Origin of the sequence: Lentzea alba (genome assembly GCF_011067745.1) — a bacterium.
GTDB lineage: Bacteria > Actinomycetota > Actinomycetes > Mycobacteriales > Pseudonocardiaceae > Lentzea > Lentzea alba.
This window is the reverse complement of the sequence record NZ_JAAMPJ010000013.1, coordinates 222,426-234,364: the sequence shown is the minus strand read 5'-3', so window position 1 is coordinate 234,364 and position 11,939 is coordinate 222,426. Positions and strand designations below refer to the sequence as shown.

At 68.0% G+C, this 11,939-nt stretch carries 10 protein-coding genes; 6 read left to right on the top strand and 4 right to left on the bottom strand.

The genetic code is table 11. The features are described from left to right. Position 1 precedes the first annotated feature (1 nt). From G7043_RS37675 to G7043_RS37665, 3 genes are all read right to left on the bottom strand, one after another. Positions 2-700, bottom strand: a complete 699-nt coding sequence (locus G7043_RS37675) for a hypothetical protein (RefSeq protein WP_242643106.1) — start codon at positions 698-700, stop codon at positions 2-4. A gap of 77 nt (positions 701-777) precedes the next feature. Next, on the bottom strand, positions 778-1,359 hold the full coding sequence (locus G7043_RS37670) for a hypothetical protein (protein ID WP_207312240.1): 582 nt from the start codon (positions 1,357-1,359) through the stop codon (positions 778-780). 17 nt (positions 1,360-1,376) lie between these two features. Beyond that, on the bottom strand, positions 1,377-2,777 hold the full coding sequence (locus tag G7043_RS37665) for a BNR repeat-containing protein (protein WP_166053458.1): 1,401 nt from the start codon (positions 2,775-2,777) through the stop codon (positions 1,377-1,379). A gap of 210 nt (positions 2,778-2,987) precedes the next feature. Between G7043_RS37665 and G7043_RS37660 the strand changes: the two genes are divergently transcribed. The 6 genes from G7043_RS37660 (at position 2,988) to G7043_RS37635 (ending at position 11,304) form a co-directional block, all read left to right on the top strand. Beyond that, positions 2,988-6,653 carry a glycoside hydrolase family 2 TIM barrel-domain containing protein gene (locus tag G7043_RS37660; RefSeq protein ID WP_242643105.1) on the top strand — a complete coding sequence of 1,222 codons (3,666 nt, stop codon included), beginning with the start codon at positions 2,988-2,990 and terminating at the stop codon, positions 6,651-6,653. Between the two features lie 290 nt (positions 6,654-6,943). Further along, positions 6,944-8,467 carry an amino acid adenylation domain-containing protein gene (locus tag G7043_RS37655; RefSeq protein WP_313888266.1) on the top strand — a complete coding sequence of 508 codons (1,524 nt, stop codon included), beginning with the start codon at positions 6,944-6,946 and terminating at the stop codon, positions 8,465-8,467. After that, positions 8,464-9,690 carry a hypothetical protein gene (locus tag G7043_RS37650; RefSeq protein WP_166053455.1) on the top strand — a complete coding sequence of 409 codons (1,227 nt, stop codon included), beginning with the start codon at positions 8,464-8,466 and terminating at the stop codon, positions 9,688-9,690. The genes G7043_RS37655 and G7043_RS37650 overlap by 4 nt, the downstream gene beginning before the upstream one ends. A 10-nt stretch (positions 9,691-9,700) precedes the next feature. Beyond that, the gene (locus tag G7043_RS37645; RefSeq protein ID WP_166053454.1) at positions 9,701-10,474 is read left to right on the top strand and encodes an enoyl-CoA hydratase/isomerase family protein; all 774 of its coding nucleotides are present in this window, start codon (positions 9,701-9,703) and stop codon (positions 10,472-10,474) included. A gap of 30 nt (positions 10,475-10,504) precedes the next feature. Continuing rightward, on the top strand, positions 10,505-10,993 hold the full coding sequence (locus tag G7043_RS37640) for a sigma-70 family RNA polymerase sigma factor (protein WP_313888265.1): 489 nt from the start codon (positions 10,505-10,507) through the stop codon (positions 10,991-10,993). After that, complete coding sequence (locus tag G7043_RS37635; protein ID WP_278185986.1) at positions 10,993-11,304, top strand: anti-sigma factor family protein; 312 nt, start codon at positions 10,993-10,995, stop codon at positions 11,302-11,304. The genes G7043_RS37640 and G7043_RS37635 overlap by 1 nt, the downstream gene beginning before the upstream one ends. Before the next feature lie 28 nt (positions 11,305-11,332). Here G7043_RS37635 and G7043_RS37630 read toward each other — a convergent pair whose 3' ends face one another. After that, on the bottom strand, positions 11,333-11,875 hold the full coding sequence (locus tag G7043_RS37630) for a hypothetical protein (protein ID WP_166053452.1): 543 nt from the start codon (positions 11,873-11,875) through the stop codon (positions 11,333-11,335). Between the last annotated feature and the right edge of the window lie 64 nt (positions 11,876-11,939).

Below are 11,939 nucleotides of genomic sequence, written 5' to 3'. Positions count from 1 at the left end.
ATCAGGAGAGGAAACTGCCGTACCGGCCGTTGCGGATCGCGTTCTTCTGTTGCTCGTTGAAATGACAGTTCGGGTAGTTGTAGAACGACGCCGACATCGGTGTTCCGTCGGTGAACGACGAGTCGGGCAAACCGAAGGCGTGCCCCAGCTCGTGGACCATGCCCCCGTACCAGCGGTTCATCGGGCCGTTGATGCCGGCGGCACCGTCCGCGTCGTGTCCGGAGAGGATCACCCAGCCGTTGCCGCCACCGCCGCCCGCGCCAGGTCCTTCCGCGCTGATCTCGCCGACGTTGAGCCACCGGTTGTCCGGTGCGCCGAGACTCAGCCTGCGCAGCAGTTCCTGTTGCATGTTGAACACCGACCACCAGTACCGGTCGGGTCCGTTGGGCGTGTTCTCGTACCAGCTCCGGTTGCGCTCCCCGGTAATCACCTCGACCACGGGGTCGTTGAGCTGGAACGTCTTGCCCAGCTCCTGCTGGTAGTACCGCTGGGCCTCCCGCATGACGCGCGCGATCCCGTCCGGGTAGCGAGTGTCGTGCGGGACGTCGTACGGCCGCAACCAGTAGACCCGCACGGTTTTCGTCGGCGGGGCCTGCACCGCGTCCGCGGCGGCCAGCGGGGTCGCCGTGGCGAGCAGGCAGAGCATCGTCAGCAGGACCGCACGAATGCGGCCGCGCGAAAACTTTTCGAAATCAATCATTCAAAGAAATCTCCTCTTCGAATGAAGGTTCGACAAACATTCGCGCGATCGACGATTCTACGAAAACAATTTCGGGGTCACAGGCCGTCGCGCACCATCGCCTCGACGATCTTCACGTGCCGGTCGGCGTTGGTCTGGGAGAACTCGCTGTCGAAGTTCAGCCCGTACGGCCAAAAGTGCTGGCTGTCGCAGGTGATCTTGGCGCTGGCACCGTCGTACTGCCGCACGAGCGCGGTGGTCGCCGCGCCCTTGAAGGTGCCGCCACAACCGAGAGATCCCCATTTTCCACTGGTGCCGACACCGATGGTGTGGCTGATTTCGTGCAGCGCCGTGCGTTCGTTCATGGAGGCGGTGCTGCCGAACCGGATCGTCCCGTTGATGTTGCCGTCCGCCGTCGGCACCGAGGGTTCGTAATGGGCGGTGATGCTCTTCGTGAGACCGCTTAGATTGTTGTAGCGGGCCACCGCGGCGTTCATCGCACGGGTGATCAAGTCGTACGCCCGCTGCTGGTCGGCCGTCGGGTTCTGGGCCCGGACCAGCCTCCAGCTGAGCGTGCCCTGCTGCGTCACCTCGGTGGGAGCCGCCGGGGCCGTCGGCGCGGTCAGCGCGAGAGCGGCCGCACAGGCCACCAGCGCACTGCTGAATCGGGACAACGACATTGTTGGTCCTCCTGGCGCTAACCGAGCCGGAAGTCGGCGACGCGAATCGATGACGGCGTGGTGCCGCTGGAGGTCTGCTGGTACTGCACCGACAGGATGCCCAGCGACGCGACGCGGGACGTGTCCACGTTGACCTCTCCGAACGCCCGCAGCGACGGACGGTCGAACACGGTCGTCCAGTCCGTCCAGCCGCTGGCCTTGGTGGCCGCCACGATCTTGCCGCGCGGCATCACCAGGTAGGCGTTGTCGTCCCGGTCGAGCACGATCTTGGTGCGCTGGGTGTGGTTCGGCGGGATCGGCACCTCCATCTTGGTCCACTTTCCGTCCGCAGCGCGGAAGACGTGGAACGTGCGCCCGTACTGCGCGCGCTGCTGGGCGTAGTTCGAGACGCACTGGGTGAAGCGGCCGGGCACGTAGCTGATCACCACGTGCGGCCGTCCGTTCGCGTCCACCGCCTGGCTCTCCTGGTTCATCAGGCCGTGGTTCGGGTCGAGCGGGTCGGCCACCAGTCCCGGCGAGCTCACGCTGACCGGCGCGCCACCGGTCGTGCCGACGACGGTTCCCGTGCCGTTGCGCCAGGTTCGGCCGCGGTCGTCGCTGTAGACGTAGCCGGTGTCGTGGTTGGTCAGTCCGCCCGAGTTGCAGAGCACGCCGGAATTGCCTTCACGCCAGGTGAAAGCGGCGTGCAACCGTCCACTTCGGTCGTAGTTGAGGCCGTGCAGGTACATGTTGCGGGTGTTCGAGACCACGCCGTTCGGACCGGTGTACGAGCCGGTCGCCGAGGACCAGCCGCCGAGCTTGCGCCACGTGCCGCCGTTGTACTCGGCCAGCTCGTTGACGCCGTTGCCGGAGCCGCCGGTGCGGTAGCTGAACTGCAGTCTTCCCTCTGGTGTCACCAGGAACTGCGGGTAGGTCATCGAACCGAGCTCGACGCCGCCGAGCGTCCGCTGCACCGCGCCGAACGACGCGGCGTTCCACGGCTGACCGCCGATCGCGAGGCCCGGCTTGGAGCGGAAGTAGAACAGGCGGGTGTTGTGGGTGTCGAGTGCGATGTGGATCGTGTTGTCCTGCGGGGAGATCCCGATCGAGATCACGTTGTGCGAGTCGTCGATGCTGAGCCGGTGCGGCAACACGACGGTCTCCCACGCCGTGCTGCCCAGACTCCTGCGGGCGATCACGGCGTTGCGGCTACCGGTGTACCAGGTGGCGTACTGGCGCCCCTGGTAGGTCAGGATCGCGTCCTGCTGGAACGAATTGTTGTTCACCAACCCGTCGTAGGAGACGAAGTAGAGCGCCGACGGGTCGAGCAGCGTGTCGCCGACGAGGCTCACGGTCGGTGCCGCGTGAGCGGTCCCCGGCACGGAGAGGGAGGCGGCGACAACAGCCGCGGTCAGCAGATGAGGGAGCGTCCTGGCCATGGTCCGGCAGAGTGCTGTCGAACAACATCGAACGCAAGAGACGATCCATTCGATAACAGTGTTCGATGCTGTGAACCACGCGGACCTCGTGACCTCTTGTCGCAGTCGAAGACCAACTGTTCACTTGTGTTCATTTCTGTCTGAACATGGAGGTTCAGCGTGCGGCGCGCGATTGTTCTTGCGACAGTCATGTTGGTTGCGGCAGGTTCGATGACACCGATCGCCGCCGCCGTCGATCCTCCACCTGATGTGCACACGTATCTGGAGGATCCGCGCAAGATCGCCGAGGGACAGGAGCCGCACCACGCGTTGCTGCTCCCGCAGGCCGACGTCGCCGCCGCCGTGCGCCACGCCGAGCGCACTCCGTTCACGCAGTCGCTCGACGGCAAGTGGCGGATCTCCATGGCGGACAAGCCCGCCGACGTGCCGGCGGGGTTCTACGCCGACGGCTACGACACCTCGGGCTGGCGCACCGTCACCGTGCCGCACACGTGGCAGACCGACGGCCTCGACCACCCGATCTTCCGCAACATCGCCACCGAGGTGCAGCCGGACGACCCGCCCCGCGTCCCCCGCGACGTGAACCCGACCGGTGCGTACGTCCGCGACTTCGACGTGCCCGCCAACTGGACCAAGCGCGCGACGTTCCTGCGCTTCGAAGGCGTGACGTCGGCCTACTTCGTGTGGGTCAACGGCAAGTACATCGGCTACGACCAGGGCGGCTACACCCCGGCCGAGTTCGACATCTCCTCTGCGCTGCGACCGGGCCGCAACAAGGTCGCCGTGCAGGTGCACCGCTGGAGCGCGGGTTCCTACCTCGAGGACTACGACCAGTGGCGGTACTCGGGCATCTTCCGCTCGGTGTCGCTGTACTCGACGCCCGCCACGTTCATCCAGGACGTCACCCTCAAGACCGATCTCGACGCGACCTACACGGACGCGACCCTCACCGCTGACGTGGAGCTCGGCCACAAGCCCGGCGGCACCACCGGAAAGCACCGCGTCACCGCGAGCCTGCGCGACGCCAGGGGCAAGGAAGTCGGTTCGGCGAGCCAGGAAACCGACGGCAGCACGGCCCGCCTGACTCTGCCCGTGCGCAACCCGGCCAAGTGGACCGACGAGACGCCGAACGTCTACACCGTCGTGCTGACGCTCGCCGCGCCCGACGGTAAGATCACCCACATCACCAGTGACACCACCGGTTTCCGCAAGATCGAGATCCGCGACCGGACGTTGCTGGTCAACGGCAAGCGCGTGCTGTTCAAGGGCGTCAACCGCGCGGAGACCGACCCGGACCACGGCCGGCACGTGCCCCGCAAGGCGCAGGAACGCGACGTGGCGCTGCTGGAGCAGCTCAACGTCAACGCCGTCCGCACCTCGCACTACCCGAGCGACCCTTACTTCTACGATCTGGCCGACAAGAACGGCATCTGGATCGACGACGAGATGGAGATCGAGACCCACAACCACGAGAACTGCTCGCGCTGGTGCCAGGCCAACCAGCCGGAGTGGCGCGACACGTTCATGGACCGCCTGATCGGCATGGTCGAGCGGGACAAGAACCACCCCAGCATCTTCATGTGGGACACCGGCAACGAGGCGGGGCTCGGCGCGCACCACTTCGAGATGGCGAAGTGGCTCAAGGCCAACGACCCGTCGCGGCCGATCTACCACCAGTCCAACAACCCCGACGGTGACGCGCCGTTCGCCGACGTGTGGGGCCCGCGCTACCCGTCGCCGGAGAGGTTCGCCGAGCAGGCGAAGAGCACGACCAAGCCGTTGATCTTCGGTGAGTACGCCCACGCGATGGGCAACAGCCTCGGCAACTTCCGCGAGTTCTGGGACATCATCCGCGCCAACCCGCAGACCCAGGGCGGGTTCATCTGGGACTGGGCCGAGCAGAACATCCGGCAGAAGACCCGCATCGCGCCGGACAGCTCCGGTAACAACATCACCGCCCTGCTCTCCGGCGCGCCGAAGCTCGTCGACGGCCACCGCGGCAAGGCGCTGTCGTTGTCCGGGCTCGACGACTTCGTCGAGGTCTACCGCGACCGCTTGCTCGACATCACCGGTACCGCGCTGACGCTGGACGCGTGGGTCAAGCCCGGCAAGTGGACCGGGCAGTTCCCGATCATCGCCAAGGGCGACCACCAGTGGACGCTCAAGATGAAGAACGAGACCACGCTCGAGTTCTTCATTCACAGCGGCACGTGGCGGGCTGTGCAGGCGAAGGTGCCGGCCGACTTCTACGGCAAGTGGCACCGGGTCAGCGGCACCTACGACGGCACCGCGATCCGGCTGTACATCGACGGCGCCGAGGTGGGTTCCCTGCCGTTCACCGGCGCGATCGACTACTCGGCGGCGGACGTGAACATCGGCCGCGACTTCGAGATGTCGTGGAACGACCCGTCGACCGTCACCAGGCTGTCCCACGGTGACGTCGACGACGTGCGGATCTACAACCGGGCCCTGTCGCCTGCCGAGCTGAACGCTTCGACGCCGGTCGGTGGCGCCGTGCTGGCGCTGGACTTCGACAGCGTGCAGGAACGCGGCACGCACTTCGCGTACGGCTCGACGCTGTCCGGTGTGGACGGTCTGATCAACACGGACCGCTCCACGCAGCCCGAAGCGCTGCAGATGGCGTGGGCGCACCAGCCGATCCGGTTCGCCTACGCCGGCGGCGTGCTGTCGGTGACCAACGAACGCCAGTTCACCGGCACCGACGACCTCACCCTGAAGTGGCGGGTCACCGAGGGGTCGCGGGTGGTCAAGGACGGCTCGCAACCGTTGCGGGTCGCCAGCGCTTCGACCGGTGCCATCCCGCTGCCGGTGCCCGCCAACAACGCCGATCGCGAGCGGTTCCTGACCGTCGAAACGGTGACGTCCAACGGGCACGTGCTCGCGCACGACCAGTTCTCGCTGGGCGGCAGCCGGGTTCCCGGCCTCGACAAGGCGCCGCTCGACTGGGCCGTCGTGTTCACCCAGGAGGACGCGGCCAAGGTCACGGCGACGGCGGCCGGGGCGACCTACACGGTCGACAAGAAGTCCGGTGTGCTGACGTCCATCAAGTCGTGGGGACGCGAGCTGCTCACCAGCGGCCCGAAGCTCGACGCGTGGCGGACGCCGATCAGCAACGAGACCTACACGTGGGGCCGCGCGGAGGGTGAGGACTGGCGCAAGGCCGGCCTCGACCGCCTGGAGACCACCGTGAGCGGCGTGCGGGTGGAGAAGGACGGTCTCAAGACCACCCGGATCGTCGTGGACAGCAAGGTGGCCGCGCCCGGCGTGACCGGGGCGTGGTTCGACCAGACGATGACCTACTCGGTCGACTCGGCCGGCGTGCTGCGGCTCGGCCACCGCGTGACACCGCAGGGCTCCATGCGGACGCTGCCCTACCTGCCGCGCATCGGCGTCCAGCTGTCCGTGCCGGACCGCTTCAAGGAGTTCTCCTGGTACGGCCGTGAGGCGGAGAGTTACATCGACCGCAAGGACGGCACGCCGATCGGGGTGCACTCGACCTCGGTGGCCGACCAGTACGTCGAGTACCACCGCCCGCAGGACCACGGCAACCACACCGACACCCGGTGGGCGCTGCTCACCGACGGCCGCACGTCGGGACTGCTGGTGTCGGGCGTCAAGGACGTCAGCGTGACGCAGTACGACGACCTCGAACGCGCCGCGTACCCGTTCATGTTGCAGCGCAACAAGGGGTACTTCACACTGCACGCCGACCACGCCGTGACCGGTGTCGGTGACACGCCGAACCCGGTGCGGCAGCGCAACCAGGTCCGGCCTGACAGCACGTACGACTACACCATCACGATGCGGCCGCTGACGTCGCAGGAGGCCTGGTCGGGCAAACCGGCGGGAGCCTGACGGGCTGACGCCCGCCATGAACGGCGCTTTTGTGGACTCCAGGTCCACAAAAGCGCCGTTCATGGCATCTCGGGCACAAGACGGCTGAGTCCTTTTAGGACCGTGTAAACGGCGTGCGGCTGAATGGCGCAAGTCTCAATTTTTCACTGTGAAACACGAAGTTGCTGACACGCAACGGTTTCGACGATTCGACACCGGTTGAGGTTCGACGTGAACAAAGTGAGGGTCTGTCTCGTTCAGAACGGGTGACCGCGCACCGTTTCCGAAAGGCGACCCCTGCAGTGAATGCCGTGTTCCGCGATACCGCATTGCGCGACCTGCCTCTGCCGGACCGCGCGTTGTTCCAGTCGTTCGGCGCCGGGCCGATCCGGACCCCGCCGTTCGACCACATCCACCACGCCGTCGAGAAACAAGCCGCACGACACCCGGACCTGGTCGCCGTCGAACACCTCGGCGAGTCGATCACCTATGCCGAGCTGAACCGCAGGGCCGAGTTGCTGGCCGAGTTGCTGACCCGCGCCGGGGTGCGTCCGGGTGAGCGGGTCGGCCTGTTCCTCACGCGGTCGATCTCGATGGTCGTCGGCATTCTCGGCATCCTCAAGGCGGGTGCGGCTTATGTGCCGCAGGACGTCCGCATCGCCCCCGAAGTCCATTTGCGACATATAGTCCGCACGGCGCGCGTCAACTTCGTGCTCACCACGAGCGAGCACGAGTCCGCGCTGCCCGGCGGTCTGGGCACGATCATCGCGATCGACCGCGTGCCCGACGCCACCGAGTTCTGCCGTACCGCCACCCAGACCTCGGACATCGCGGCCGTCATCTTCACCTCCGGCACCACCGGACGGCCCAACGGCGTGCAGGTCTCGCACGCCAACCTGTGCAACGTCCTGCTGACCGCGCCCGGATGCCTCGGCGTCGAAGCGGGGACCAGGGTGTCGCAGCTGCTGAACATCGCCTTCGACATGGCGATGTGGGAGATCCTCGGCACGCTGGCGCACGGTGGCACGCTGGTGATCCGCGGCGGGGACATCGAGCGGACGGCGAGCACCGTGGACGTCGTCATCGCCACGCCCAGCGTGCTGGCGTCGCTGGATCCCGCCGTGTGCCGCGGAGTGCGCACGATCGCGGTGGCCGGCGAGCGGTGCCCGCAGTCGCTGGCCGACAGGTGGGCGCGCCAGGCCGCCTTCCACAACTCGTGCGGGCCCACCGAGGTCACCATCGTCAACACGGTGCAGCGGTACGTGCCCGGTGATCAGCTGACGATCGGCCGGCCGGTGCCGAACACGACGGTGTACGTGCTCGACGAGAACCTGCGGCCGTGCCGCATCGGCGAGGTCGGCGAGATGTGGGCGGGCGGCGACTGCGTGACCGCGGGCTATCTGGGTGATCCCGCACTGACGGCCGAACGCTATCTGCCTGACCCGTTCCTGGGCGGCGGCCGCCTGATGTTCCGCACCCGCGATCTCGGGCGGTGGACCCCGGACGGCCTGCTGGAGCACCACGGCCGCACCGACGACCAGGTCAAGGTGCGCGGGTTCCGGGTGGAGCTGGACGCCGTGACGTCGGCGCTGGAACGCGCGGCCGACTGCAGCCGCGCCACGACCCTGCTGCACAACGGCAGGCTCGTCGGGTTCATCAGCCCGGCCAGCGCGGTGCCGGAACAGGCACGCCGAGCCGTGGAGGAGCGCTTGCCGTACTACTGCGTGCCCACGTTGATCGTGCCGGTCGACACGCTGCCGACCACGGACCGCGGCAAGGTCGATCGGCGCGCACTGCTGTCGCGTTTGGACGGACAAAAGGAAACCGTCGCATGACCTCAGTCCGCGCCGTCCACCTGCCCCCGGCCGACCGGTCGTGGCGCACGATCCTGCGCCGCCGCCCGTTCACCCACCACAACCGCCTCGTAGCCGCCGTCGTCCTGGTCAACCTCTGTTTCGTCGGCTCGTGGGACGCAGACCGGCTGACCGCGCTGGTCGTCGCCAACCTGACGCTGGCCGCGCTCGTCCGCCAGCAGCTCGTGATCAACCTGTTCTTCTGGCTCGCCACCAGCGCGCCCACCCGGTGGCCGTTGCGGGTCCGCTGGACGCTCGGCAAGGTCTACCACTTCGGCGGGCTGCACGTCGGCGGCGCGATCTGCGCCACCGCCTGGTTCCTCGTGCTCGCCGCCACGACGACAGGGCCACCACTCGTCCTGGCGCTGACCTGGACGATCATGGCGCTGCTCGGCGTGCTCGTCGTGCTCGCGCTCCCCCGTCTGCGGGCCAAGCGGCACGACCTGTTCGAGCGCTCGCACCGGTTCGGCGGGTGGGCCGTGCTCGTGCTGTTCGGCGTGCTGTCCGCGGTGTCGAACCCCGTCTTCCTGTGGCCGCTCGCCCTCGTGGTGGCCAGTGTGGTGCTGCCGTGGTTGAGGTTGCGGCGGGTTCCCGTGCACATCGTGAGCCCGTCACCGCACGTCGCGCTCGTGTCGTTCGACCACGGCGTCACGCCGTTCGCGGGTTCGTCGACGACGGTGAGCCGCAACCCGTTGCTGGAGTGGCATTCCTTCGCGAACGTCCCGGCGCCCGGCCGCTCCGGCTTCCGCCTCACCATCTCCCGCGCGGGTGACTGGACGGCGAAGTTCATCGCGGACCAGCCGAGTCACGTGTGGGTCAAGGGCATTCCGACGGCGGGTGTCGGCAACATCGACAAGCTCTTCACCAGGGTGGTGTGGGTCGCCACCGGCAGCGGTATCGGCCCCTGCCTGCCCCACCTCCTGGCCGGCGACACGCCTTCGGTGCTGGTGTGGTCGACCCGCAACCCCCGCCGCACCTACGGCGACGCGCTGGTCGACGAGATCCTGGACGTGCAGCCCGACGCCGTCGTCTGGGACACCGAGAGCCAGGGCAAACCCGACCTGGTCGCGCTCGCGTACGACGCGTGCAAGCGCTTCGACGCGGAAGCGGTCATCTGCATCTCCAACAAACCCACCACCTGGCAGGTCGTCGAAGAGCTGGAAGCCAGGGGCATCCCGGCTTACGGCGCCATCTGGGACTCGTGAGGAGACCACCGTGGACTATCAGACACTCCTGCTCGACGAGCACGACGACGTCCTGACGGTGACCGTGCACCGACCACCCGCGCGCAACGCGTTGTCCCAGCGGACACTCACCGAACTGCGCCACCTCCTCGCGACCTTCGCGGGCCCGCGCGCGCTCCTGCTCACCGGCTCGGAAGGGCCCGCGTTCATCGCCGGGGCGGACATCCGCGAGATGGCCGCGATGACGCCGGAGGAGGGCGAGCGGTTCGGCGCGCTGGGCCAGGAGGTGACCCGGCTGCTCGAACAGCTCCCGGTCCCGGTGATCGCCTGCGTGGACGGGTACGCGCTCGGCGGCGGTTGCGAGATGGCGATGGCGTGCGACTTCGTCTACGCCACCCGCAAAGCCGTGTTCGGTCAGCCGGAGGTGCTGCTCGGCCTGATCCCCGGCTTCGGCGGCTGTGTCCGGTTGTTCCGCCGGGTAGGCGTCGCCAAAGCACGCGAGCTCATCTACTCCGGCCGCCGGCTCGACGCCGCGGAAGCGCATCGACTCGGCCTGGTGAACGAGGTCTTCGACAACCGCGAGGAGATGTTCGCCGCCGCCCGCCTCGTGCTCGCCGACATCGCGGCGAACTCCCCCGCCGCCGTCAAGGCCTGCAAGTCGGTGCTCGACGCGGTGGACGGCCTGGGCGTCGAGGAAGGACTGAAGGTGGAGCTCGAAGCGTTTCGAGAAGCCTTCACGACCGCCGACATGCGCGAAGGCACAGCGGCGTTCCTGGCCAAGCGGGCTCCCACGTTCCGGACCTAGGGGTGCGTCATCAACGCCGACCACAGCACCGTGCTGCGCGCACTGCACGACGGCCACGCCGAGGCGCTCTGGCGTTATGCGGTCCGCCTCACCGGAGACGAGCAACTGGCCGAGGACGTCGTGCAGGAGGCGCTGCTGCGAGCGTGGCGCAACCCCGGCATCCTCGAGCAGGGCTGCGCGGCCTCGAAGGCCTGGCTCTACACGGTGGCACGCAACTTCGCGATAGACGAGTGCCGCAGCGCCCGCGCCCGCTGGGAGGTCGGCTCGGCCCGCCTGCCAGAACGCGCGCGCTCCGACCACACCGACCGCACGCTGGACGCCTGGCTGATCGCCGACGCGCTGTCCCAGCTCAAACCAGAGCACCGGGTGGTGATCGTGCGGGCCTACTACCGGGGCGAGTCCGTCGCGGAACTCGCCAAGATCCTGGACGTGCCACCGGGAACGGTGCGGTCACGGATGCACTACGGCCTGCGCGCACTGCGGCTCGCCTTGGAGGAGAACGGGGTGACCGGGCGGTGATGTGCCCGTTCCGCGAGTGGGAGGCGGCCTACCTGCTGGGCTCGCTGTCCCCCGGTGACCGGCAGGTCTACGAACGCCATCTCGCCGCCTGCCCGCCGTGCGAACACGAGGTGTGCCGGATGGCGGGCACGGCGGGTCTCCTGTCCCGCGTGCCCGCCGAGTGGGCGGTGGAGTCGCCGGGCCCCGTGGCCGAGGTGCCCCGGCCGGCTCGGGACCGGGGGCACCTGCTCGTCACGCTGTCGGTGCTCGCCGCCGTGCTCGTCGCGCTGCTGGTGTTCGTCCGGTACCGGTCGTGGGACGACACGTCGTGATTGAGGTGGGCAGGAGGTGGACGACCCGTCAGGACTTGCGACCCAGCCGCAGCGCCGAAACCAGGAAGAAGATCCCGCCGATCGCCGCGTACCCGGCGAGGTTCGCGAGCGTCGGGTCCGCCCCGGACGCCATCACGATGAACGACGACCCGGCCAGCACGGAGATGCCCCCACTGAGGATCATCGGCCACTGCCCACCCGTCCCGCGCCGGCTGACGCCCACGAACAGCTGCACCAGCCCGGACACGATCGCCCAAACGCCCCACACCCGCAGCACCGCCGGCAGACCCGAACCAGCGGCGACCGCCAGACCGACGGCCGCGAGCAAGCTGATCGCGATGTTCACGTACAGCCCGCGCACGGCTCCACCAGCACGCGACGAGCGGGCGTCCACCACCGCGGCAACCACGTCGAACAGCGGATACAAGACCAGCAGGGCGATGCTCACCGGCCCGAGGCTCTTGCTCATCACGAACAGCAGAGCGGCCCAGACGACGGCGAACCCGAACCGGACGAGGTACAGGCGGCGCAGCGCCGACGCGTTTCCGACGGGCGAAGCAACGGCAGTCACGGGAAATCCACTCTCCTCAGGCAACCAATGAGACCGAACGTTCTACCTCTTCCCAGCCTGACGG